The sequence below is a fragment of the Methanosarcina sp. 2.H.A.1B.4 genome (assembly GCF_000979385.1).
In the GTDB taxonomy this organism is placed as follows: domain Archaea; phylum Halobacteriota; class Methanosarcinia; order Methanosarcinales; family Methanosarcinaceae; genus Methanosarcina.
This window is the reverse complement of record NZ_JJOV01000078.1, coordinates 40,396-66,773: the sequence shown is the minus strand read 5'-3', so window position 1 is coordinate 66,773 and position 26,378 is coordinate 40,396. Positions and strand designations below refer to the sequence as shown.

General features: G+C 44.9%; 17 protein-coding genes. 15 read left to right on the top strand and 2 right to left on the bottom strand.

The window, feature by feature from the left end:
* Nucleotides 1-36: 36 nt before the first annotated feature.
* Nucleotides 37-2,895, bottom strand: coding sequence for a cation-transporting P-type ATPase (locus EO92_RS12050; protein WP_048171876.1), 2,859 nt, complete (start codon nucleotides 2,893-2,895; stop codon nucleotides 37-39).
* Between the two features lie 558 nt (nucleotides 2,896-3,453).
* On the opposite strand from EO92_RS12050, the gene mtaA reads away from it, so the two are divergent.
* The 3 genes from mtaA (at nucleotide 3,454) to EO92_RS12030 (ending at nucleotide 8,065) form a co-directional block, all read left to right on the top strand.
* On the top strand, nucleotides 3,454-4,473 hold the full coding sequence (mtaA, locus tag EO92_RS12045) for a methylcobamide:CoM methyltransferase MtaA (RefSeq protein WP_200896777.1): 1,020 nt from the start codon (nucleotides 3,454-3,456) through the stop codon (nucleotides 4,471-4,473).
* A gap of 306 nt (nucleotides 4,474-4,779) precedes the next feature.
* Nucleotides 4,780-6,399, top strand: a complete 1,620-nt coding sequence (locus tag EO92_RS12040) for a methylamine methyltransferase corrinoid protein reductive activase (protein WP_048171872.1) — start codon at nucleotides 4,780-4,782, stop codon at nucleotides 6,397-6,399.
* A gap of 502 nt (nucleotides 6,400-6,901) precedes the next feature.
* Nucleotides 6,902-8,065 carry a GTP-binding protein gene (locus EO92_RS12030; protein ID WP_048171869.1) on the top strand — a complete coding sequence of 388 codons (1,164 nt, stop codon included), beginning with the start codon at nucleotides 6,902-6,904 and terminating at the stop codon, nucleotides 8,063-8,065.
* 136 nt (nucleotides 8,066-8,201) lie between these two features.
* Here the strand turns inward: EO92_RS12030 and EO92_RS12025 are convergent, their stop codons facing one another.
* Entirely contained in the window at nucleotides 8,202-9,050 is an 849-nt protein-coding gene (locus EO92_RS12025) for a winged helix-turn-helix domain-containing protein (RefSeq protein ID WP_235283318.1), read from the bottom strand.
* Between the two features lie 1,032 nt (nucleotides 9,051-10,082).
* On the opposite strand from EO92_RS12025, the gene EO92_RS12015 reads away from it, so the two are divergent.
* From EO92_RS12015 to EO92_RS11960, 12 genes are all read left to right on the top strand, one after another.
* Nucleotides 10,083-11,978 (top strand): uroporphyrinogen decarboxylase family protein, encoded by a 1,896-nt coding sequence (locus tag EO92_RS12015; protein ID WP_048171866.1) that lies wholly within the window; start codon nucleotides 10,083-10,085, stop codon nucleotides 11,976-11,978.
* Between the two features lie 297 nt (nucleotides 11,979-12,275).
* Nucleotides 12,276-12,593 (top strand): hypothetical protein, encoded by a 318-nt coding sequence (locus tag EO92_RS12005; protein ID WP_048171861.1) that lies wholly within the window; start codon nucleotides 12,276-12,278, stop codon nucleotides 12,591-12,593.
* Nucleotides 12,594-12,669: 76 nt separating this feature from the next.
* Nucleotides 12,670-14,268, top strand: a complete 1,599-nt coding sequence (locus tag EO92_RS12000; RefSeq protein WP_048171859.1) for a TCP-1/cpn60 chaperonin family protein — start codon at nucleotides 12,670-12,672, stop codon at nucleotides 14,266-14,268.
* A gap of 561 nt (nucleotides 14,269-14,829) precedes the next feature.
* Nucleotides 14,830-15,897 (top strand): GTP-binding protein, encoded by a 1,068-nt coding sequence (locus tag EO92_RS11995; protein ID WP_048171857.1) that lies wholly within the window; start codon nucleotides 14,830-14,832, stop codon nucleotides 15,895-15,897.
* A gap of 1,081 nt (nucleotides 15,898-16,978) precedes the next feature.
* Nucleotides 16,979-17,755, top strand: a complete 777-nt coding sequence (gene mtaC / locus EO92_RS11990; RefSeq protein WP_048133545.1) for a methanol--corrinoid protein MtaC — start codon at nucleotides 16,979-16,981, stop codon at nucleotides 17,753-17,755.
* A 13-nt stretch (nucleotides 17,756-17,768) separates the two neighbouring features.
* The gene (gene mtaB, locus EO92_RS11985) at nucleotides 17,769-19,154 is read left to right on the top strand and encodes a methanol--corrinoid protein co-methyltransferase MtaB (protein ID WP_048137824.1); all 1,386 of its coding nucleotides are present in this window, start codon (nucleotides 17,769-17,771) and stop codon (nucleotides 19,152-19,154) included.
* Between the two features lie 52 nt (nucleotides 19,155-19,206).
* Complete coding sequence (locus EO92_RS11980; protein WP_048171855.1) at nucleotides 19,207-19,791, top strand: acetate uptake transporter; 585 nt, start codon at nucleotides 19,207-19,209, stop codon at nucleotides 19,789-19,791.
* 48 nt (nucleotides 19,792-19,839) lie between these two features.
* Nucleotides 19,840-20,010, top strand: coding sequence for a hypothetical protein (locus EO92_RS17855; protein ID WP_156165813.1), 171 nt, complete (start codon nucleotides 19,840-19,842; stop codon nucleotides 20,008-20,010).
* A gap of 257 nt (nucleotides 20,011-20,267) precedes the next feature.
* Nucleotides 20,268-21,032, top strand: a complete 765-nt coding sequence (locus EO92_RS11975) for a cation diffusion facilitator family transporter (RefSeq protein WP_235283317.1) — start codon at nucleotides 20,268-20,270, stop codon at nucleotides 21,030-21,032.
* A 294-nt stretch (nucleotides 21,033-21,326) separates the two neighbouring features.
* The gene (locus EO92_RS11970) at nucleotides 21,327-23,342 is read left to right on the top strand and encodes a hydantoinase/oxoprolinase family protein (RefSeq protein ID WP_048171853.1); all 2,016 of its coding nucleotides are present in this window, start codon (nucleotides 21,327-21,329) and stop codon (nucleotides 23,340-23,342) included.
* A 161-nt stretch (nucleotides 23,343-23,503) separates the two neighbouring features.
* On the top strand, nucleotides 23,504-25,432 hold the full coding sequence (locus EO92_RS11965) for a hydantoinase/oxoprolinase N-terminal domain-containing protein (RefSeq protein ID WP_048171851.1): 1,929 nt from the start codon (nucleotides 23,504-23,506) through the stop codon (nucleotides 25,430-25,432).
* Nucleotides 25,433-25,584: 152 nt separating this feature from the next.
* The gene (locus EO92_RS11960) at nucleotides 25,585-26,370 is read left to right on the top strand and encodes a winged helix-turn-helix domain-containing protein (RefSeq protein ID WP_048171849.1); all 786 of its coding nucleotides are present in this window, start codon (nucleotides 25,585-25,587) and stop codon (nucleotides 26,368-26,370) included.
* Nucleotides 26,371-26,378: the final 8 nt, after the last annotated feature.

Here is a 26,378-nt window from a genome sequence, read left to right as displayed (position 1 = left end):
TGAGTCCAGAGTAATTTATCCTCAGAAGTGACCGGATCACCATTTAAAGAATCTAGCTGCCCAGTTCACATTTATTCTCAGGAGATATTTCCTCAGTTCATCGATTCCCAGGAGGAAAACCGCAAAAGGAACGGCGAGTAGCATGTACCTGAGATCAATTGGAGCGGTGTTGAAGATAAGGTTAGCAAATGGATTCCAGATAATGAGGGCAAGAATCAGGAGTTCGCTTGCAATTCCCAGGAGAACCGGGCGGTTGCTGAACAGCCCCATTGAGAAGACAGACTGAAACCGGGTTCTTGAAGCAAAAACATTAGCGATCTGGCAAATGATCACGGCGGAGAAGAAAGCGGTTATTGCCTGCATATAAAGGGGATTAGTGTTTGCAAGCTGCTCACCGAAACTCCAGCCCCCATCAAAAAGTACGGCAAAATAACAGAAGAAACCTGCAGCAGCCTCTATAGGCCCTTTTACTCCATAGGATGTCAAAAGCACCTGGGGAGTTAATAACTTTTCATTCCTTGGTCGGGGAGGCCTCTTCATAATATCTCCCTCTCCTTTTTCCACCCCCAGAGTAATGGCAGGAAGGATATCAGTCCCCAGGTCGATTGCCAGGATAAGCTGGACAGTCATAGGAAGGGGAATAGAAAGGAGAACAAAAGCTATGAATGGCAGGATCTCGGGGATATTGCTTGTAAGGATGTAAACAATAAACTTTTTTATGTTATCAAAGACGGTTCTGCCCTCTTCTACAGCATTTACTATCGTAGCAAAATTGTCGTCCAGAAGCACCATGTCTGCGGCTTCGCGAGCCACATCCGTGCCGCTACCCATAGCGACCCCCATATCGGCATTCTTGATAGCAGGAGCATCGTTTACCCCATCACCGGTCATGGTCACGATCTCGCCTTCAGCCTGAAAGAGCTGTACAATTTTCAACTTCTGTACAGGAGAGGTTCGGGCAAAAACAATACTCGGGTTTTTGAGCCGGGAAGCAAGCTCTGTACGGGAGAGGGATTTCAGCTCGTCTCCGGTAATAATCTCAGGTTTTCCGGATACCGCAAGTCCTACATCCCTGGCAATTGACTCTGCGGTAACCGGGTGGTCACCTGTGATCATGACAACCTTAATCCCGGCAGCATGACATTTCGCAATAGCTTCTCTGGCTTCAGGGCGCGGTGGGTCTACAATCCCGATGAAACCCAGAAAAATAAAATCTCCGGTATACTCGTTCTTTGCTTCTGCCTGCCTGAAAGCAAGGGCAATTATCCTTTCGCCTTTTTCTGCCAGCCTCAGGTGCCTTTCCAGAAGCTCTTTTTGCCCGGCTTCATCCAGTTTTCGGATTTCTCCGGACTCCAGAACTGACCCGCACATTTCCACAACCACTTCCGGAGCGCCTTTAAGGTAGACCTCAAGTTTGCCTTCGGGAGTGCGGCAGACAACTTCCATGCGCCGGGTAAGGGAATCGAAAGGAAACTCCTCCAGCCTCGGATACTCTTGCTGGAGTTCTTTTACATTTTTTACATCTACGAAACTGTTCGCAAAAACAAGAAGCGCACCTTCTGTCGGGTCGCCAGTATATCCGGGAGGCGAGTCGTAAAGTTTCGCGTTATTGCAGAGCCCTGCAACCCTTATAAAAACCGGAGGAATCTTTTCCGGATTCCACACGGGATTTCCTGTAACAGGAACTCCTTTTGCGCCTGAGTCAGTACCTTTCTCCGCAAGACCTTTTTTTGTACCATCTTCTGCATCCTGCCCTGCAGAGCCTTCTTGAGAAAGGGAAGGTTTTTCCGGCTCCAGAGTTTCAAACCCTACGATAAGAGAATTTACTGCCATCCTGTTCTGAGTAAGGGTCCCGGTTTTGTCCGTGCAAATCACAGTAGTTGAGCCCAGGGTTTCCACAGACTCAAGCTGTTTTATAAGGGCATTCCGGGAAGCCATTCTTCGGGAAGCAAGGCTGAGGGCAAGCGTAACTGTGGGCAAAAGCCCTTCAGGAACATTGGCAACAATGATTCCTATGGCAAAGATAAGGCTTGCGAGAAAAATATTCTGGAGAAAGAATGCGAGCAGGAAAAAGGTAATTCCAAGGAAAATCGCAATTGCTGAAATAATCTTTATGAAATGGTTGAGTTCTTTTCGGATAGGGGTGTCCACGGATAATGTCTGCTCTGTAAGCGTTGCGAGGCTTCCGATCTGGGTATCCTGTCCGGTCCCGAAAACAACGACTTTACCGTTCCCGCTCTGTACGAGAGTTCCGGAAAAAACCATATTCCGGCATTCCAGCAGATTCGAATTAGTGCATTCAAGAGAACGCAACTGCGGCTCTGATTCCCCGGTCAGGGTTGAATTGTCCACTTTCAGGGAATTGGTTTCAATCAGACGCCCATCTGCAGGAACCTTATCCCCCTCTTCAATAAGGACGACATCCCCTACCACAAGTTCCGAAGCCAGGACATCCCTTACTTTTCCATCCCTGAAGACCTTTGCATGAGGAGGTAGAAGCTGCCGGAAGCTTTCCATTGTCTTTGCAGCCTGATACTCCTGCACAAACGTGAAAGTCCCGTTAAGGAGAACGACTGCGAAAAGAGCAACCCCTATATAGAGATTTCCCTTCCCGGGATCAAGGTACTCGCCAAGAAAAGATAGAATCGCTCCTACAGTCAGCAGGACAGCAAAAAAATTTCGGAACTGACGGACGTATCTCTTAAGTATGCTTTCCTTTCCTGCTTCTTCGAGGATATTTGGTCCGCATTCCTGAAGCCTTCGTGTAGCTTCCTGTTCATTGAGCCCGTTTTCGTCCGTTTCGAACCTTTTTAGAAATTCTGGAAGAGAAATAAGATGTTCATCGCCCCGAGGAGAGCATACCCTATTTTGATTTCCAGCCAATTCCTTTTCCATCCAATCCCCTATAGTTCAATGTGACGTAAGAATAAGAAACTTAACGTTACGAATCTGCCGAATTACTTCAAAAATCCAGAATAATCAATTATCTGAGGCTGGTATTTAATAGAGCTTTTACCGATTACAGAACCGGATATTAGAAGATAGAGGATGGAAAAGGATTGGAAGAAATAAGGACCTGGATAATAGAGTTAAAATTTATTACATGATTTATTAAAAAAAAGGCAAAAAAAAATTCTCGGCAATTAGCTTTTATAATTTGGTAACTAAAAAAATATTCGTATCCTAACTCAATTGAGAGGCTAGAGAATTGTTTTTACTGCCATTATTCTCACTCCTGCTCAGGCGAGACAAAAAAGCTGATTCATAAGGCACTAGCTGGCTCCATTCATCAGTAAGAACTACAGTTTTTTAATAGATTTTGAACTCTGGATACTCTTGTCCAGAGTGTGAAACATTTTGGATTGAAAAGGTCTATATAATATTGTCAAGTAGACAATTAAATTGGAATAAAAATATATGTATAAGAATAGAAGTAAAAAAGGTATGACCGATATGAGCGAATTCACACTTAAAACAAGACTTTTAGCTGCCCTTGAAGGCAAGCCCGTTGACAAAACACCAGTTTGTTCCGTGACCCAGACCGGGATTGTAGAACTCATGGATGAAGTCGGAGCCCCCTGGCCTGAATCCCACACCAGCCCTGAACTTATGGCAAAGCTGGCACTCGCCAACCACGAGCTCAGCGGACTTGAAGCTGTAAGGGTCCCCTACTGCCTTACCGTCCTGGTCGAAGCCATGGGCTGTGAGATCAATATGGGTACCAAGAACAGGCAGCCCTCCGTCACCGGTCACCCTTACCCCAAAGAAATTGAAGGCGCAACAATCCCTGCAGACCTCCTTCAGAGAGGCAGAATTCCAGCAGTACTTGAAGCAATCAAGATCATCAGGGAAAAAGTAGGTCCTGATGTGCCAATCGTTGGCGGTATGGAAGGCCCTATCACAGTCGCTTCCGACCTTATAAGTGTAAAATCCTTCATGAAATGGTCCATCAAAAAACCTGAACTCTTCGAACAGGCCCTGGACCTCGCAACTGAAGCCTCAATCATCTATGCAAACGCAATGGTCGAAGCAGGTGCAGATGTCATTGCCATTGCAGACCCTGTCGCTTCCCCTGACCTCATGAGCCCTGACTCCTTTAAGCAGTATCTCCAGCCAAGGCTGCAGAAGTTCTCCGCCAATGTGAACTCCATAACCATCCTTCACATCTGTGGAAACGTGAACGCAGTTCTCGACTATATGGCAGACTGCGGATTTGAAGGCCTCAGCGTTGAAGAAAAAATCGGCAGCGTAAAGAAGGCAAAGGAAATCATCGGAACCAGAGCAAGGTTAGTAGGAAACATCTCCAGTCCGTTCACCCTGCTGCCCGGACCTGTTGACAAGATCAACGCCGAAGCCAAGCAGGCTCTTGCAGACGGTATCGATGTGCTCGCACCAGGCTGTGGAATTGCACCCATGACCCCACTCGAGAACATCAAAGCCATGGTCGCAGCAAGAGACGAATACTACGCCTGAAAAGGCACAAAAGATTTCTTTATTTTTTTAGGGGCAAATCCCGGAGATCTAAAACAATTAGAACTTCGGGATGTTCTGTCCCAATTCATATTTTTTACTTTGCCAGGAAGGGATCTCAGGAATGAGGAGATCCAGAACCAGGCCCCTAACAGGCTGTTATTTTAGGAGGCTCAATCCAGGCAAGAGATTCAGCAAAACTCACCGGAACAGCTTATTCGCCACAAAACTTCTTGAAATTTATTAAAAACAACAAATGCTGAGATAATTGTTGAGTAAGTCTTAAACTTTTTTGGAGGAGGTTAAGATATGAGAACAGGAGTTGCAATTGACCTGGGAACCAGCGGATTCAGGGCCCAGAAAATTGACCTGGAAAACAGCAAGATTAAGAAAACCGTGATAACTCTCCGGAACCCCCTGCCGGGAGCAAACGTAATGGACCACCTTGACTTTGCAATCCATTACGGGCTTGACAAAGCTCACGGGCTCTCGGCAACGGCAGTAAAAAATATCATTACGGAACTCGGAGTAAAACCCGAAGAGATGGAGAAGTTCTCAATCTGTGGAAACCCTATCCAGCTTTCTATCTTTCAGGAAATTCCTATTGAAGACCTGGCATACGCAGGCGAGCGTAAGAAACAGAAGTATCATATTGAAGAACAAAACAGAGACGCTCGAGTCATACCTCTGACCGAAATTAAGGGATTTGAGGAGTTTAAGAACTGCAAACTGTTTGTGCCCCCCTCCATAAAACACGAGGTTGGAGCCGATGCACTTGCCCTTATAGTAAAGGCAGGCATGATCGAGAGTGATGAGATTGCGATCGCTACGGACTACGGGACAAACGCCGAAATGGCCCTGAAATCAAATGGGATTATTTACACCGGATCGGCTGCTGCCGGGCCAGCTCTCGAAGGTCAGGAAATCGAATGCGGGTCCATTGCATCCCCGCATACCATCTGCGATGTCGAATTTGAAGGAGAAAACCTGCGCTGTTACGTGCTCGACAGGGATATGAAAACAGCCATGGGAGACCTCGTAAACCCGAAGACAGGGGATGTTGTGGAAAAGGGAGAGGTCACTGCAAAAGGCATTACAGGGACAGGAGTTATTGCCCTTATAGAAGCCGGGATAAGGAACAAACTGATAGTTCTGCCAAAAATTAAGACTCCTGAGGGCATCATTCACCTCCAGGATGGGATCAAGTTTACAGATAAAGACCTTATCGCGGCCGGAAGAGCCATAGGGGCACTCAGGGCAGGGCATATTACCCTCTGTAAAGCTGCAGGCATTGAGATGGAAGACCTCAAGATAGCTCACATGTCAGGAGCTGCCGGGACTTACATGGATGCCGCAAAAGCCCACCAGGTAGGGATGATCCCTTACAACGCAAATTATGTATCCCAGATAGGGAACACTTCCCTGACTGTTGCCCGGGAAATCCTGCTTTCTGAAGACAGGCTCCGGGAACTGCAGGCAATTGCAAAGGAAATTCTGGGCACGCATGTGATGTTCGCAACCTCCGAGGCCTTCAAGGAAGCATATATGCTTGAACTTGCCTACTGGAACGAGGGTATGGCATTCAAGATGCTACAGAAGTTCCTGAAAAAGAAAAACCTCCCCATGATCAGCGAGCCTTCAACGCTCCTTAAAATCGACCGCCAGGTTGAAAGGGATATTCCTGAACTTGGAGAAGAAGGGCTTGAAGTGCTTGAAAAAGTCGGGACCTACCTTACCATGGTCATCGAAGACTGCACAGGCTGCAAACAGTGTGCAAAGGTATGCCCCAACGGAGCTCTCAGGATGGAAGACAACGGGACTGTAAAAATAAGGACCGACCTCTGTGACGGAGCAAACTGCCAGCGCTGCCTGCATGCCTGCCCGGATGACAGGTTCAAATGGGAAAACCTGACTGTTGCAGGCAACTGAGAAGGAAAAAAGAAGGTAAGAAAAACTTATTAAAAATGAAATAAAGTGTAATGCCCGTGAACTAAAGTTTGCGGGCTTACTGCTTCATTTTCCGTGGTCAGAAGATGTCGAGTGAGTGAACTACTCCTGGCTAAAGCATAGGAGCTTTCTCCCTTCTTTCTCGTAAATATTTACCTTCAAAACTAGAGTTATTTTTTGTTTGTACCCACGAAGTTTGTTCAGTTGCTTTTAATTTTTGACTTTATTATGTTTCTTTTAATTTTGGACTGTTTTACTCTGAAAGCCGGGATAAACCCGGAGGGAATAGATGCCAAAAACGGATTGAGAGACACAAAAAAGATTTTGACCACCCCCGATTTAGAGATAAAACAATATACTTTGAGAATAGAAAAATTGACGCTTATATCTCCGGAGCAGAGGTATGGGGGTTCACACTTCATTCTAGAATGACAGGAAAGAAAAGAAAAATAAGCAGAAAGCGGCAGAAAACGGAGGAAAGAAAGTGGATGTCATTGTTGTGGGTGGTTTCCTGGGAAGCGGGAAGACAACCACTATTATCAATATGGGTAAATACCTGGCAGAAAAAGGAAAAAAAGTTGCCATCATCGTGAATGAGATAGGGGAAATAGGGATTGACGGGGACGTGATCAAAAGGTTCGGATTCGACACCAAGGAGATCACAAGCGGCTGCATCTGCTGCTCTCTGAAAGTAGGGCTGAGGACAACAATCACCCTCCTTGCAAAAGAATACAAACCCGATATCCTGATGATCGAGCCCACCGGAATTGCTTTCCCACACATTATCAGGAACGAAGTCGAGCTTATGAATCTTGGAGATGAGGTGAAAGTCGCGCCCCTCGTGACCCTGATTGATGGCAGCCGCTTCAAGCATCTGATGAAAGAGGTAAAAGAATTTGCCATGAGACAGATTATAGATGCCGAGATTCTGGGAATAAACAAGGTAGATCTGATCGAACCTATCAGAATCCCCATTCTGGAAGCTTCAGTCCAGCAGCTGAACCCTAAAGCCAGGGTGGTTCTGCTTTCAGGAAAGGATACAGGGGAAAGATTTGAAAGTTTCATGCAGGTAGTTCTCCCTGATATCAAAGAAGTTCCGGAAAAAGCTCAAGTAACCACCACAGAAGAAAAGTCCAAACTTTCTGAATCTCAGGAAACCGAAGATTCCATCGAAGCCTCCGGAGTTGGCAGCTATGCTGCAGAATTTGCAATAAAGGAAGGAGAAAGCCTGAGCACGGAAACAGCAAGGGAGCTCACTACTGAATTAATGAACACAATAAAAGAAAAGGTTCTGGAGCTAAATCCCGAATTTGTAGGTCATATCAAACTCTTCCTGGACAATGGATTTGAAACCGTGAAACAAAGCATTACTATTTATTACGAAGAGCCACAGGAAGAGATCATCAAATCAAAAGAAGGAGCTGTGCCGACATTTAAGATCCTCTCAGCAGTCTCAAACGTTGAGAAGGAAGCTCTAAAAGATGCTGTGAACAGCTCGGTACAGGAAACCTTTGAGAAAAGGGGAATAGACGTGCATAAAGCCAGACATGATCAAGAACACGGCCAGAAGCATGGACATGGATATCACAAACATGAACAGCATGGACATGTACAGAGAATCGTGAGCATTAAAGGCAGGGAAAAATAAGAAGAAAGAAAAGGGCGAGTCAGATTAAAAGTGTTCCCGCTCCGCCATTTTCAAAAATATTTTTTTCCGAAAGTTCCGGCCTGGCTGCCGTAAATAATTGCCAGAAATGATTCTGGCCGACAGATAGTAACGCTTTTTAATTGATTTTCTCTGAGTGGTCTATATAATACTGGGCAAGTTCATTGCCCCATTCCAGAGCACTCGGAGTAAAACTCATGATTTTCCTGTGGTCGAATTCTCCATCTTTTCCAAAGAGCTTCAGCATCATAAAAGTGTCCGCAACCATAAAAGAAGATGGTCTTAATTTTCCAGAATAGATGTAAAGAGACACCTTATTTTCCAGACAGGTATTATATTCCTCCTCGAAGTCATTTTTCAGCCTGTTATAGACCTTTTCATCGAGAATCAGGTGCACTTCAGCTCCTTTCTCTGCACAGCTTGCCTGTATAGAAGGGCAGTCAGGACAGAAATAAGAGTAGAATGACTTGAGGGTTTTTGAGCTGTAAAGTCTGTCCCGCAAATGTCTTGGGAATTCAAAGAGGTGGTCCAGATCAGGCTCATCCAGAGTACATTTTCCCAACATATCCATCTTCTTAATCAGGTGCCTTGGGATCGGAGACCTGTCATGTTTTGACCAGTAATCCTTGTTTCCGTCAAAAACATCAAGAAGAGAAGTCAGGGGAAGCATCTTTTCAACTATAACGTCTCCGATATCCGAGAGTTCATAGGCATTTCCCTTCTGCACGATGATATCCATATCTTTCAGTTTTTTTATCTGCGGCATTACCGCACATGCCTTTACATTAAGGGTGTCCTTGATCTCATCAATATACATCGGCCCATTAGCTAACTGGACAAGGAGATTTTTTCGTTTTTCAGAGAAGAAAATCAAGTCTATAAGGGAACTCATATTTATCCGCTTCCAACCATCATCTGTTATGTTAAGTCGGACTACCGTTTTCCGGAGCTTTGCCCATAAACCCACCTCAGTCCTCCGGGAAGGATAGTTTCAACATTTAGCCAAGAGCATTACTGGATAAATCCAGTACTTTACCGGGATTATTATTGCCCCGTATAATAAAGCGTTTTGAAACTTTAGCTCTTGTTGTATACACCTCTGCATTAAAGGAGTGGTTATCAACACATCTTCAATATAAAATTTTAATCTAAAAATGGAAAATCTCTTTAGATAAAAATCATATCAATTATATTACGAGCATTATATTTAAAGTATGATTCTGATCAGCATAACACAAACTACAGATATTATATTTAAATTATCAGAATAAGCAAAAAATCAAAAGATATAAAGCAAACGTCAGAGATATTCTAATGTTTTCAGCATAACTGAGAAACAAAATATCTGTTTTCACACCGAATAATATAAATGCCATGGGCTCAAAAGGGCGGACCAGCCGGCGGGACAGCATCTGTGATCTTTCAATCTGTATTTTCCCGATAATTACCCTCAAATTTTCAATACCCCTCATTTTTATGTGCCCCCATAATATTCAATGGCTTTTATTATTCAAGGGGAAGGAATTTTCCATCCCCCGGTAAAAATCTCATGTTTGCAAAAAGGCTGTGAACTTAAAAGGTAAAGATACAACAAATTTCCCCGGACCCTGAAATAAGAAGCCCGATAAAAATCAGGCCCATACAAAATATGGGGAAAACTATATTTTATCGGAAGAGAAAAAATTGACACTGGACTAAAAAGCACTGTCGGTTAAGCTATATACCATTGAGTTAATCTGTCAATAGTGACCATTTAAACCTGAAATGAAAGAATAACCTGGACTAAATTCAGGTGAAATTCCAGCCTGTACCGCGGCCGGAAGATTCTGATTTTCAGGAAAAATGGCCATATTGTGAATTAAGGAGTATATTATTGGATTTAGGGAATTGACGGGCTGTGGAACCCGTTAAGGATCTAAGTAAAAGTAGATAGAGATCCGGAAAAGCAGGACGAAAACTGGCTATCTGGGTCCGTCACTAAAAAAAAGGAGATTTTTCAATGGCAAAAGAAGATATTCTGAACGCTTTAGCTGATGCTGTCGTTGAAGGCGACGACGAACTTGCAGAAGAATTCGCACAGAAAGTCCTTGATGAAGACCTCGACGCATATGAAGCAATCGTTGACGGCCTTGCAAAAGGCATGAAGATTATCAGTGATATGTACGAGAAGGGAGAAGCCTTTGTCCCCAGCCTTCTGCTCGCAGCAGATGCAATGTATGCCGGAATGGACATCCTTACCCCTTACATTAAATTAGACGGAACCTCAGTCCCCAGAAATGTTATTATCGGTACCGTTGAAGGAGACGTACACGATATTGGCAAGAACCTTGTCAAGACCATGATGACCGCAGCCGGCTTCAACATGATCGACCTCGGCTGTGACGTGCCCCTTGACAAGTTCGCAGAAGCAGCAAAGGAAAACAAGGCAACTGCAATCTCAATGAGCACTCTGATGACCACAACAATGGGTGGCATGGAAACCGTTATCGAGCAGCTCCAGGAAGGGGGCATAAGAGACTCCCTCGTTGTCATGGTAGGCGGTGCACCTGTTTCCAAGACCTTTGCAGACAGCATTGGTGCAGACGGCACAGCCCTTGATGCAAGCGCGGCAGTTGAGACTCTTTCCTCTCTTGTAAGCGAGCTTCCTACCGATTTATGGAGCGATTCCTCAATTGCAGCAAGCAAGATGAAATACAAGGAATCCCTCGCACAGAAAGGCGGCAGGGAAAAGATCGATGTAGGTCTCATAACCGCTGAAAAAGTCAAAGCCGAATTCGACTCAGTGGTCCCGAAGTTCAAGGAAACCATGACCAAAGCAGAGAGATTTGGCTCTGCCTTCCAGGACAAGAAGGTCGACAGGCTCCCTGTAGCACCTCTCGCCTGCGGTGTATCCAGAAAGTTCGTGCCCTGCTCTTACAAGGACTACTCAACAAGTGCAGAAAAGTACGCAGACTGTGTCGAAGCAGGTATAAAGTACTTCAACATGGACACCTTCGTCGGCCTGACCGACCTCTGTGTCGACGCAGCAGACTTCGGTGCAACAATCAGGTACCCTGAGGAAGATACCCCTGCAGCAATCGGGCACCTCGAAGACTACGAGAAGCTTGAAATCCCCGAACTTAAGGAAGGCACCCGTGCATACAACCTTATCCAGGGCAACAAGATTGCAACAGAGAAGGCACATGCCCTCGGCGCACCCATGACTGCCCTGATCGAAGGCCCAATGGTCGCTCTGACCCAGATCATGGGAGCAACCCGCATCCTTTCCGACCTAAGGACCAACCCTGATGTCGTCCTCAAGGCCCTTGACAAGACCACAACCTACGTAGAAGAAATCATGAAGGGCATGTTCGAGGAAGCTCAGCCGGACAACCTCTGTATGGTTACCCTCTGGACCAACAACGTCATCCTCGGCGCTGACGAGTACATGAAGTCCGAAGGCCAGGTCATGCAGAACAGGATCGCTCCACTGTACAAGAAGTACAACAAGCCAGTCGTTATCCACAACTGTTCCGATGCCCCACACTGGGACCTCATCGACAAGTGGAACACGGAGTACTACAGCTACACCTTCTACCCCGACGAGGTCAACAAGGGTTCCAAGGACCACAAGTACCTGATCAGCACCCACGGAAAGGAAACCATGTTCGGTGGAGAGGTCAGCCCAATATTGTTCCTAGACAACAGCCCTGAAGGCATCAGTAAGATGAAGGCAGATACCATGGCTCTCCAGGAAAGCGTCCTGAACACTCTCAAAGAGAACGGTATGCAGTCCAAGTACATGATTTCAACAGGCTGTGAAGTGCCACCAGGCGCACCCTGTGACACCATCACCGCCCAGACATATACCGTGGCAGAGAAGGGTCCGGAACTCTACAAAAAGATCATGGGATAAACCTGCTGAAGCCATTTCCTGAGAAAAAGGTAAACATGGACTTGCCAGGTAGAGGATGGGCTTTCGGCCCATCCTCTTTTTATTTTATCACAATAAAAAATTCGGGTTCTCACTATTTCCTGTACCCTTTGCCTCAAAAAGTGCAAGCGAACTAAAAACGGTAGAAAAAGCATTGGGAAGGAAGAAAAACGAGAATAAAAAACGAATAAAAACACATTTGGGCCGAAAAACGTAAAAATTTCCGCAGAAGATGGCAGAGAACCTTTTCAATTATTCTGGTAAAAGAGGTGAAACCGGATGAGATATCAGAAAGTACCCGGAAATGATGAAAAAAGGTTTTATTCTAGTCCTGTACACCCTGCACCCTATAAGCTGGAGTTGAACCATTCATCTCAGAGGTTCCTCTTCCATTACTCAGTTATTGAAATAAGTCCTGTGAACTATGAATCGAGCTTAGCCCCGGGATCGATAGAATATACAGATGAATATACAGATATATACGCGGACTCCAGATGTTCCGATCTACCCGCAGATGTGGACCTTACAATGGAAGATCCTGATATCTATCTCGAATACACAGGAAGGCTCTCCGAATCATCAAAAATTCACAATTAGTATTAGTAGTAGAATTAATATAAATACTAATATTAATAATGCTTTATGAATATCAACCGCAGCAAATGGGAAAAACATGGCAAGCGAATTAAAAACACCTGACCTGGAAAGCCAGGATGGAATGGCAAAACTGGCCCGGACTATAAAAGACAAGATCCTCATTGACGAACCGGTAAAAGAAGGTGAGCTGGTAGACCAGCTCGAAAGAGCAGCCATAGAAATTGATGAGCTGCTGGGTTCATCTCTCGGGCCTAAGGGCATGAACAAGATAATAGTAAACCCTGTAGGGGACATTTTTGTTACTAGCGACGGGAAGGTAATTTTAAAGGAAATGGATGTACTCCACCCGATAGTAACTACCCTCAAAAAGCTTGCCGAATCAATGGATAAAGCCTGCGGAGACGGCACAAAGACAGCTGTTATTTTTGCAAGCAACCTTATAAAAAACGCAATCCAGCTTATAAGAGCAGGGATACACCCTACAACAGTTATAGAGGGGTATGAGCTTGCCCTTCAAAAAGCGTATGAAATGCTCCAGTACAGCATAAAGCAGGCCGGAGAAGAAGACGTACGCACGACAATTATGTGCTCTGCAACGGGAAAAGGAGTCGAAAGGTATCAGGCAGAGGCAATAACTGAAGTTGTCCTGAAAGTTGTAAGACATTTGAGCGAAAAACAGGACGGAAGAATTGACCTTAACAGGAACGTCAAAATCCTCAAAAAGAAAGGCGGACCGGAAATCGTTGCAATAGAAGGTCTGATCATGGATGAAAACCCGGCAAGGGAGGATATGCCGAAAAGTTTCCAGAACCCTGCCGTCCTGATCATAAATTATGACCTCAAGATTAAAAGCGGATACTTAAACCCTCAGCACAACCTGAAAATGGACTCGGTACAGACGGCGCTCCTGTATGAGGAGAGAAAGAAGGAGATGTGCAGGGAAATTGCCCACAAGATCATTGATTCGGGAGCAAACGTCCTTTTCTGTGAGGGAGATATCGACCCTTATATCGAAACTCTGCTCCGGGACAATGATATGCTGGCTTTCAAGAAACTGAAAGCGAAAGACCTCGATAAACTTGCAGAAGCAACAGGCACAACCCTGAAAGTATTTCAGGATGAGATTCTCCCTTACGACCTCGGAAAGGCAGACAGCATAAAGGTTGAAAGAAGGAACGGAGAAAACTTTGTTTTCATCGCCGTGAAAGAGAAGGCAATAGCCACCATCCTGATCTGGGAACCTGTCAAATATGGGCTTGACAAGGTCGAAGAAGCGATAGACGATGCCCTGAATAATGCGGCATTCCTTATGAAAAACAGGGAAATCGTGAATGGAGGAGGAGCAATAGAGTTTGAACTGGCGCACATGGTCAGGCTGTTTGCGGCAACACAGACCGGAAAGAAACAGCTTGCAATCCAGGCGTATGCAGAAGCCCTCGAAAAAATCCCCACGATTCTTGCCAGAAATATGGGAATGAATGCAATTGATGCAATGGCGCAGATGAGGAATTCATATTCAAGAGGGATAGAGGCAAGGATAGACCTCTCACGAAAGGTAACTGATAAGGGGCCGAAAGTATACGATTCTGCAACGGTCAAGAAACTCGCCATTATCGCAGGTACAGAAACGGCAAGAAACGTACTAAGAATTGATGAAATCATCCCGAAGAGATGATATCACACTGATTGCAATGCCTCACCCTCTCTTCTTGGCATTGTTATCATACCCAAAAAAGAAGTTAGACCTTCAATGTCTTTCCGGAAGACACAGATTTGCCATTTTAAATGTGCCTCCCGGAAAAAACCTATATCAAAAAATCCAAAAAAGGCGGCTGAGACCTGGTTTTGCCATTCTCCGGTCAAATGTCAGCCAAAAATCAGAAAATATGGTTCGGTGCTCCCAACTTCAAGCCTTATGGTAAGTAAAAGAGTACCGTAAGAATCAGGAAAAAGGTACTTTTCAGACCCTTTTTGCCATTTAAAGGGTTTAAGAGAAAAGACTTTAAAACCTGAGACCAGTAAGATCGGTATGCCCCCATGCCTGAATCATCATGGCAGGAAGGGGGCAGTCTTCCGATCATGTACAATAAGCCTTAAGAAAATTGGTAAACGAGAGAGAGTGTGATTTATTCGCCCTCATTACATTGATAAAAAAACTAATTCAATAGAGCAGGATGTGGAAGTTGACGCATTCCTTCCCTGAGCTAAAGACTCCGGGGTTTCCTGCTGAGGTTTTATGAAGTGCATGATAATCGGCGGCTTCCTTGGAAGCGGCAAGACTACTACAATAAGAAAACTTATCGAATACCTTGGAGCACAGGGGCAGCGAACAGCAATTATTGTTAATGAGATCGGAGAGATAGGGATAGACGGGGACACGATCTCGGAAGGTGGAGTGGAAACCAGAGAAATTACAAGCGGATGCGTTTGCTGTACTCTCAGAATCAGCATGGAGCACACCATAAAAAGCCTTAGAAATTCCTACCGTCCGGATACTATAATAATAGAGCCTACAGGGATAGCCTTTCCGAGACAGCTCAAAAGCAATATAGAAAGCATGGATCTGCCGGGGATAACCTTCGCTCCCATAGCGAACCTCGTAGATGCCAGCCGTCTGGGCTCCGACCCGGAAGACATCCCCAATTTCATGAAAAACCAGATAGAAGACGCAGAGATCCTTGGCATCAACAAAGTTGATCTCATCGGACCTGAGAAGCTCCTTGAGGTCTGCAGACTCCTGCGCAAACTGAACCCGAAATCAAGGATGGTTCATTTCTCAGCCAGGCAGGGAGGAGAAAACTTTGACAAACTGCTGGAACTGCTTGGAGGAGACAGCCAGGAAAAAACAGTTCCTGAAGCGAAAAACTCAATCGAGATGTCCGGAGTTTCGGCATATTCCTCCGAATTTGAGATCACTTCACAGGAAATTCCCCTTGAAACCGCGGTTTCTGTTTCCGAGCAGATCCTGGAGAATATAAGAAACAGAGCAAAAGAACTGAACCCCGAATTCGTAGGGCACATAAAACTTTCCTTTACCCACAACGGAACCTTTGTAAAGGGAAGTGTGACCTCAGCGCATGAAAACCCTGCAATAGAAGTGCTTAAAAAAGAAGGAAATCCCAGGTCAAGGATAAAAGTACTTTCGGCAATAACGTCCGTACCCAGGGAAGAACTGGTTAAAGCCGTGGATGTGGCAGTAACCGGGCAACTGGAAAACAGGCAACTTTCATATGTAAAGATGGAAAAAAGAGACCACGGACATCACCAGGCCACAATAAGCCCCTTTAAGCAGAGTAACCTCTGACGGAAATACGTTTCAGGTCAAGGGAAGCCTTGACCGGACATACAACAACTTTATATAGGATCGAATTGTCCTCGATCCTTACCCGAAAGAAACCCCTTATATAGAGAGGTAAAGTACTCTTTCAGCCGTCCGGAAAAACCTGGCTTCTGGAGGGCAATAAATTTACCGAAAATATTTGGAAGTTAGCATAAGAAGAAATTAAAAACAGAGATGCAATAACTTACCAGGGTAAAGTTCGCCCACATTTTAAAAAACGGCGGAAAAAAGGCAAAAAATAGGATTTAACCAGATTCAGGAACAATTTAAAGACCTGAACTTTGAAAATCCAGATATATATTGGGAAGAAAATAAAATATATCGAAAATGAAGAAAAACAATTGAGCATGTAAACTATACTTGCATGCGCTCAAGATAAAATCCAGAAGAACCTGATTTTGCCTTATTAAATATCCCAGAAAAATCAAATCCACTTGATTAACTTCCATAGCTCAAATAAAAGTCTGTATATCTTCAATATCCGCAATCAGAGATATCCCTGAAAAGAGGATAATTGCTCTATAAATTTTGATACCATTGATCAAATCAATGGAAACAAAAAAACAATCCTTTTTTATAAAATCATTTGCGGAGAAAATTGGAGTGACAACTATAAAATTATAGCTGCGCAAAAATTAGCATAGATGAAGGTATATGCGAGGAAATCTAACTTTAAATTGCAAGTGAATTCCCGAATAGTAAAGGGAGTACACCTTTCATAAGTTAACTGGGAAAAAAGGTCTACTGGCACCGGAAAAATAGGAACTGGAAATCCGGAAATCCGGGAAATCAGTAACATTCCTAAGGAGCCTGAAAAACAGGAAAATTGACCTGTAATTCAGCACTTTTGTGCAACCAGTACACCATCAAGAGGTTATCCATACCCCCGCAATGGAAAGAATTCGATCTGGAGGTTTTCGAATTCATTTACATTGTTTCAGAAAGTATTTCGGAAGAAATACCTGAAAGTTCAGGAAGATGCAACTTGCAGGATCGAAGATCTGAGCAATCTGAGATCTCTTCATTATAAAATGGAGGTTAAAATATGTTGGATTTGAAACTGGAAGACATCGATGGCATATTAGTACGCTACAACGTCGCCCTCGAAAAGGAAATGACTCCTGACGAAGCAGCAGAAGAGCTTTACCCGAAGGATGAACTCATCTACCCGATTGCAAAATCAATCTATGAGGGAGAAGAAGACGACGTGGTTGACGGACTCAAAGCCGCAATCGCTGCAGGCAAGAAACCAATCGACCTTATCAATGATGCTCTGATGGTAGGCATGGGTGTTGTATCCAAGCTCTACGACGATGGTATCATTTTCCTCCCCAATGTTATGATGTCTGCTGATGCAATGCTGAATGGTATTGAATTCTGCAAATCCCAGACCACCGAAGTACCCGAGCCCAAGGGCACAGTTGTCTGCCATGTTGCAGAAGGTGACGTGCATGACATCGGAAAGAACATTGTTGCTGCCCTCCTGAGAGCAGCCGGCTATGACGTAACTGACCTGGGCAGAGATGTCCCTGTTGACGAAGTCATTGAAGCTGTTGTAAAAGATAAACCAATACTGCTTACAGGTACTGCTCTCATGACAACCACCATGTATGCATTCAAGGAAATCAATGACAAGCTCCTTGAAAAGGGATTAAAACTGCCCTTTGCATGTGGTGGCGGTGCTGTGAACCAGGACTTCGTTGCACAATATGACCTCGGAGTTTATGGTGAAGAAGCTTCAGACGCTGTGAAGATTGCTGATGCAATCCTTGCCAGTGGGAACGACATAGAGAAGTTAAGAGCAGAATTCCACAAGCACTAAGGGAGGGAGCAAAATGGTAAAGAAATACACTTCAATGGCTTACGCTAAAGCAGATGACATGCTTTTCGGGAACTCAAAATACCCCGTAAAGGCAGGCCTTGGCCTCGAGATCGGTGCTGGATACACAACTCCTGAACTGAACTATGCCCCGAGACCTCAGGCAGGCAAATCTAAAGACAAACTCATTAAAGAATACGAAAGGATTACCACCGACGCAATGGCAAGAATGGTCCAGATCGGTGCACCTTCAATCGTACTCGAAACCGAACACGTCGAGCAGATGTCCAACAACCCCGACTGGGGAGGCGCTGTTGCACATGCCCAGAAGACCATCATGGAAGAATACCACGATGAATACGGCATAAAGTGCGCACTCCGCCACACAATCGGTGACATCCGTGAAGACCGTGACTATCTCCAGCTCAGAGGAGACAAGTACACAACCTTTATGGAAGCCTTTGAACAGTGTGCCCAGAACGGTGCTGACATGCTTTCCGTAGAGAGCATGGGTGGTAAGGAAGTATTCGACTACTCTATCCTCAGGAACGACACTGCAGGTATCCTCTTCGGTATCGGTGTGCTCGGCAGCATGGACATGGAAATGATCTGGTCCGACATTGCAGACATTGCAAAGAAGAACGGAGTAGTTGCAGCCGGTGACACAGACTGTGCCCAGGCAAACACTGCAATGTTCATCGCAGGCGGTCTGCTTGACAAGAACCTTGCCCACACAACTGCAATCGTTGCAAGGGCAATATCTGCATCAAGGTCCCTCTGTGCATATGAAGCAGGCGCAACTGGCCCCGGGAAGGACTGCGGATACGAAAACACCATCATAAAATCCATCTCTGGTGTCCCAATTGCTCAGGAAGGTAAGACTTCCACCTGCGCCCACTCTGACGTAATGGGTAACCTGACCATGCAGTGCTGTGACCTCTGGTCCAACGAATCCGTTGAATACCACGGTGAATTCGGCGGTACCACAGTTCAGTGCTGGTCCGAGACTCTTGCATACGACTGTTCCATGATGAACACCGCTCTGAAACTCGGAAAAGGAAAGGACCTCAGGGACATCCTCACACTCTCTGACAAGTACAGAGACCCACAGGGATATGTCCTCGCCTATGACAACGCCTACAAGGTAGGCCAGGCAATTGCAAAGGACGGAAACAACAACTACCTCCGTTCCAAGAACGCTGCAATTGAGTGCTGTAACATTGTAGAAGAAGGCATCAACTCCGGCAAGCTCAGACTTACAAGGTTCGAAACCAATGCTCTTGCAAAGGTTAAAGCCGACCTTGTAGCCCTTACCGATGATGCTGACAAGTTCATGAGTGAAAGCCTGACTAAATACAAACAGGAAGTTGCAGTTTTCAGACCTGAAAACTACGGGCTCTAAGCCCTAAACTTCTTTTTTTAATTTTTTAAAAAATGGCTTCAGGGGAATGATCATGAGCGAAAACGTAGGAACTTCTACCATAATAATCGACAAAACTGCAAATGCCGCCCCTCTCGGCTTTACCGGCCTGGGCCTCGCTGCAGTCCTGTTGAGTCTGAGCTACATCGGCGTATACCCTGTGGAGTCAATGATTGTCTCCATGGCAATATTCCTGGGAGGATTTGCCCAGGTGTTTGCAGGAATCATGTCCTGGAAGAAAGGAGATATTTTTGCAGGAACTGCATTTTCGGCATTCGGCCTTTTCTGGTTCTCACTGGCCGGACTGCTTGTAATGCCTGCAATGGGCTGGGCGGAAGCCTCTTCTGGAACCGCTATGGCCGCATATCTCTTCATCTGGGGTGTGTACACCTTTGTTATGTTGATCATTACAATGAAGATCGGAGTCAGAGCCCTTCAGTTTGTATTTGTGACATTATTTATACTATTTATGCTGCTTGCCGTTGTAAACGCAACCGGAAGTGCCGGGCTGCTTGTAGTGGCTGGATACGTTGGACTTATTATGGGTCTTGGATCTCTGTATACGGCTCTTGCCATGGTAATGAATGAAGTTCATGGAAAGACAGTTGCTCCACTCTGAAGATAAAGTAATGATAACATTACACCCTCAGTAAAATGAAAAACGGAATTGAGGAAAAAACCTACACCAACCTCGAAGACCTACAAAACCCATAAAAACGACAGGGCAAAAACAGGACAGAAAGCCCGAAAAAAATTTTCAACCCTTGAAAACACAGGTAATAAATCTGTGTTTTCAAGATACACACCCTCTCCGAGATATATTGATTATAGTGGCTGAAAATACTGTGTCATGTGCCGCGGCAGGGAAAATGTAGGCCTTCGAGGTCCTATTAAATTTTTAAAATTATTTCAATAATAAAGCAATCTCTTTTCAACCCGGTCAAATAGGCCCGCTTTATGAAGGAGGATTAAAACAATCATTACGGGGAATTTCGGATGAAAGCGGACAAAAATTTGAATAAACTCCGGAACATATCATATACCGGGCTTTTTTTTAGTCTCGTACTAACTTTTGTTAAATTGATTGCAGGACTGTTGGGAAACAGCACAGCACTTCTTGCGGATGCAATCCGTTCCTTTTCAGAGTTAATCGGCGAATCCGTAAAACTTCTGGAACATTTTATCACCAGCAAACCCGAAGACTGGAACCATAATTATGGATATGGAAAAATTACGACCCTCTTTACAGGAGCGGGAGCATGTGTGCTTCTTTTTACTGGAGTACAATCATTTACTCTAGCTTCAGGAGAGCTACTTATGTTTATACAGGGAAGAGGGACAGAAACCCCTGAAATGTTTGCACTCTACGCAGCTGCTTTTACCCTTGTATCAAAAGAAATTATTCATTTTTTTAATAGGAGAGCCGGAAAGCAAACTGAGGGTATTTCCTCAGAAATTGACTCTTATACCAGAAAAACTCACATTAGAAGTCTATTTTTTTCATGTTTTGTTACTCTGGGCATAGGATGCACGTTTCTCCCCGGAAAAAATTGGGCTATAGCTGATTCTCTTATTGCAGTTCTTTTAAGCCTTTACCTTCTCGGAACCTCGAGCAAGCTCCTCTACGGTACTGCCAACGAACTCATAGAAGCTTCCCTTGATGAAGAAAACAATCGGAAGATCAGGGAGATAATAAACAGAACCGAAGGAGTACTGGATTCTGGCGAGCTTAAAACAAGGAGGATAGGAAACGGGATAGCAATTAATGCTTGTATTACTGTAAATAACTCTCTGAACATTCAGGAAGTTGCAGAGATTGCAGACCTGGTAGAAACGAGACTGAAAACAGCCTATGGGTAGGGCATATATACCCTTATAAAAGCAGAACCTGCCCTTGAGAGAAATTGTTTTTTCCAGAAAAAGATAAGAAGTTCTGAAATCAGATATCCATTTAGCTACTACATGTTTAACAACTATTCAGATTAAAATAATAATAACAAGCTTTAACCAGCCGGAATCTAACCATGAGCCAGAGCCCAAAAACTGGCCAGGTTGTTTTAATAGTATCTTAACAGAAACATTACTAGAAACTAATAACTTTCCGAAACGCCTGAAGAAGCCGCTATCCAATTCACAAAAGAGGTAAGTAAGAAAATGCACTTCAGTCTTGGAATCGATGCAGGGGGCACCTATACTGATGCCGTTATCATAAGGGATTCTGATGGAGAAGTAGTTGAGGCGAGCAAAGCTCTGACGACCTACCCCGATCCCCTGCCGGGAATGAAAAATGCAATCGACAGACTGGACCCCGGCTATCTTAAAGACATAAAGCTCGTATCCGTCTCCACCACCCTGTCCACAAATACGATTCTGGAAAACACCGGATTTCCGGTAGGGCTGATCATGATCGGAGACTATGTGATCCCGGAGAACCTGCCAACAGACTACTGGGTAGCAGTCTCAGGTGGGCATAACAGCGATGGAGAAGAACTAAAAGCCCTGGACCTTGGTTCCGTAGAAGAATTCGCCCTCAAAGTACAGAATAAAGTTTCTGCTTTTGCGGTTTCTTCGTATTTCAGCAACCGAAATCCCGAGCACGAGCTTGCCGTCAAAAAAGCTGTAAAGGAACTTACCGGGCACCCGGTTGTTTGCGGCCATGAGCTATCCCAGGATCTTGGAGCCTATGAAAGGGCCATAACTGCTTTTCTGAACGCTCAGCTAATCCCGATTACCCATAAGTTTATCCAGTCAATAATCAAAGAATTTGAAAGCCGCGGGATCAGCGCAAACATGCTGATGCTAAAATGCGACGGGTCAGTAGTTGGAATCGAAGAGGCTCTGGAAAAACCCATTGAAACTATCTTTTCAGGGCCTGCCGCGAGCCTTGTGGGGGCCTCTCACCTCAGCAGGCTTGACACATGCGCTGTTATTGATGTTGGGGGCACGAGTACGGACGTAGCCATGATGCAGAACGGGCTCCCACAACTCAGTAGCGCAGGTGCGGTAGTCGGAGGCTGGCAGACCCGTGTAAAAGCTATCCGTATGGAGACCTCAGCAACCGGAGGAGACAGCCATATATGGCTTAAGGGCGACCGGATAAACTTAGGTCCCCGCCGGGTTATTCCTCTCTGCAGGGCTTCTGCCATATATCCCGAATTCAGGGAGAAACTTAAGCATAACAGGGTAGCAAAAGGTTATCTCTGTGAAAACATCCAGGTAACGAAATTTTTTGTTCGTACGGATTTCAGGCCTATTGAGCTGAAAGCAGGAGAACGTGAGATATACAGGCATATCGGAAAAGAGCCTGTTTCCTTCGGAGACCTGCTAATAGCACTGAAAAAACGCCCCTCGCCTTCAATGCTCGATTCACTGATACAGAAAAGGCTGATTCAGGCTATAGGTTTTACACCCACCGATGCCCTGCATGTCCTTGGGGAATATACCGAATGGGATATGGAAGCTGCAAGGATAGGGGCTTACATACTCGGGAGGTCACTGAAGCTAAGCCCGGAGGCTTTCAGTGCTGAAGTAAAGCGCAGGGTTGCGCACAACATTGCCGAAGACCTTATCGCATATCTGATAGAGGGAATGCCCAGAAACGAGATTGACAGAGTACTTATAGGAAAGAACTTTACGCGGTTTAGAATAGAAATTCCTGTGGTCCTTCTAGGAGGGCCTGCATGGGCATATGTGGAAGAACTGAGTAGACTGATTAATGCCGGGTTCATAGTTCCCGAACATGCTGATGTTGGCAATGCAGTTGGCGCCCTTGTTGGGAAAGGAATCAAAAGGGTAGAGATTCTCATAAAAACAAGACTTGTTTCCAGGTCCGGGGAAGAAAAACCTGAAGATGATGAGGAATACGGCATAGCTCCGGAGAGTGAAATTATAGAAAGTGCTCTTCGGCAAGAAAAGAAAAACGAGTTTATTGTATTTTCCCCTTCAGAAAGGAAGAAATTTGAAATATACGGCGAAGCTCTGGAATATGCAGAAAAGCTGGGGAAACAGCTTGTCATGGATTACATGATCAGTGCAGGGCTTGAAAAAGAGGACATAAAGATAGATGTCAGCAGGAAGCACCTGGCGCCCAGCGGCTGGACAGATGTGCCTCTGGAAACAAAACTTGTTTTTGTAGGGGTCGGCGTTCCGAAAAACACAGTAACAGGCTGAAAGGAAAAGAATAAAACAAACTTTCGTGATAGAAATTTATAAGCAGGGATATATATATCTGAAGCAATATCTTAATACATCCGGCTAAAAAGAGAAATGAATACAGCTAAAAAAAGATATAGATCACTTAAAATATAGTAAAAAATGGGGCTGTTTTGACAATGCAATATAGTCTGGGTATTGACGCAGGTGGAACATACACTGATGCGGTTATCTTAAGGGATTCGGATAGCCGGGTCCTTGATACAAGCAAAGCGGTTACCACCTATCCGGACCTTATGACCGGAATTCGAAATGCAATGGATAAGTTGAATCCGGAATACCTGAAGAAAGTAAAACTTGTGTCGGTTTCCACAACTCTTTCAACAAACACCATCCTGGAAAGGACAGGGTATCCTGTGGGCCTGATCCTTGTAGGAGATTACACAATCCCCAAGGAACTCCCAGCCGACTACTGCATTACGGTTAGAGGCGGACATGATAGCAACGGAGAGGAACTCCACCCGCTTGACATAACTGCGGTAGAACAGTTTGCTGTGAGTATGAAAAAGAAAGTCTCTGCATTTGCCGTTTCTTCCTATTTCAGTACCAGAAACCCGGAACATGAGCTCAAGATAAAGAATGTAATCCTTAAACTGACAGGGCATCCTGTGGTCTGCGGGCATGACCTATCCCAGGAACTGGGAGCCTACGAAAGGGCAGCAACCGCGGTCCTGAACGCCCAGTTAATTCCCATAACCTATCAGTTTATCCATTCAATTATCGCCGAAGTAAAGGAAAGAGATCTTGATGCGAAGGTCCTCATGCTGAAATGTGACGGCTCAGTCATAGACATAAAAGGAGCAAAACTGCGCCCCATCGAAACGATATTTTCAGGCCCTGCTGCAAGTATTATGGGAGCCTCACACCTTTCAGGACTTGACACATGTGCCGTAATCGATGTAGGCGGGACAAGCACCGATGTATCTATAATAGAAAACGGAATCCCTAAACTTTGTGAGAGAGGCGCCATCGTGGGAGGCTGGCAGACCCGGGTAAAGGCTATCAAAATGGAAAGCTCTGCAAACGGGGGAGACAGCCATGTATGGTTCAAGAAGTGCGTGAGGATAGGCCCAAGGAGAGTCATGCCCCTCTGCTTTGCTGCAGTAAAGTACCCCAATTTCAAGGAGAAACTTGAAAAAAACCCGGTACCCCTTAGAACCATGCTCAATGAGCATATCCAGCCAACAAAGTTCTTTGTCAGCACCGGTGTTACACCCATCAACCCCACCGAAAGTGAGAAGAAATTACTGGAAGTTATAGGAAACGAACCTCTTTCCATTCATGATATCCTAAATAAAATGAAACGTTTCCCCTCTCCTGCAGTTCTCGACTCACTGATGCAACAGCGGCTGATCCATGCAATAGGCTTCACACCTACGGATGCCCTCCATGTCCTTGGGGAATATACGGAATGGGATGTCGAAACCGCACAGATAGGAGCCAAAAAACTTTCCCGCTTTACTCAGATGGGGGTCCATGCTTTCTGCAAAAAAGTGAAGCAGCAGGTTGCCAGAAACATGGCTTACAGCCTGATGTCCTTTATTATGGAAGGAAGGGGAAAAGACGGAATAAAGAAGATGCTGGAGGGAGAAGTCCCCGCCCAGTATAAGATAAATATCCCCATCGTCCTGCTGGGAGGGCCGGTAAAAGCCTATCATGAAGAACTGAAGACTCTGATTGATGCAGAAATCATAGTCCCTGAACAGGCTAGAGTAGGCAATGCGGTTGGAGCCCTTGTGGGAAAAGGAATCAAAAGAATTGAAATAACTATAAGGCCCAATTTAATGGAAAATCCGGACCAGAATTTTCTGGTGTTTACCCCGGCTGGAAGGAAAAAATTCGAGCAGTACAGGGGAGCAGTGGAATACGCTCACAAGGTCGGAGAAGAACTTATTCTGGATTCAATGAAAGATTTCGGGCTTCCGGCCAGCTCAATAAAGATAGACACCAGCATAGAGTATCTCTCTCCACCCGGCTGGAAGCATACGCCAATGGAGACAAAGATGACCTTTGTAGGAGTCTGTGCACCTGGTTTTTCAAAGGATTAAAATTGACAATTCTGTATCCCCGTGTAAAAATGATTGACTTGAAAAACTCCGGAGAAATGCGGAAGTTGACATTGAACAGCCAAGAAGCAGCCTGCCGGGAAAAAGGATCGGCGGCATATAGCAAGATAGTACACCACAGGAAGTAAGGAGATATGGAATCTTCACTTATTGATCTTGTTTTCCGCTCCGATAAAAGAAAAAACCTTCTTATACTGCTGGATGGAGGCTCAAAAAGCATTGATGAGGTCAGGACAGAACTTGATGTTACCGCCACGTCGATTCTTCCACAGATAAAGAAACTCATAGACAGTGACCTTATAGTGCAGGAAGACAGGATGTACAAACTCACAGTGCTGGGAGAGTTTATCATCAAGAAGGTAAAGCCACTGATAAGTGCCCTTGAAGTCGTGGAAAAAAATAACTGTTACTGGACAAACCACGACCTGAACTCAATCCCCCGCCATCTTCTGGAGCGAATATCCGAGCTTGGAGATTGTATCCTTGTCGAACCCGACCTGAATCACATATATGAACCATCTCCGAAAATAATAGATAGTATGGTCAATGCAAAGCGAGCTTCGACCCTTGCTTCTTATTTCAATCCTGCCTATCTACCCCTGTATGTTGAACTCGGAAGAAAAGATGCCGAGATTTCTCTGAATTTCACACCGTCAGTCTGGGACCATCTCTCAAACGAGCACTCAAATATGATAAAAGAAGTAATGGGCATGGATAATGTAAGTCTGTATGTTTCCAAAGAAGGAGTAAAAATTACAGAAATTACAGTAACTGACAGAATAATGCTCCTGGGGCTCTTCGATAAGAATGGAAAATTTGACCAGCAATTTATTATGAGCTTTGAGCCCAGCGCTCTTCGGTGGGGCCAGGAATTATTCGATTATTTCAAAAGGCTTTCCAGGCAGGTAAAAGAGATCTGATCTGAAGA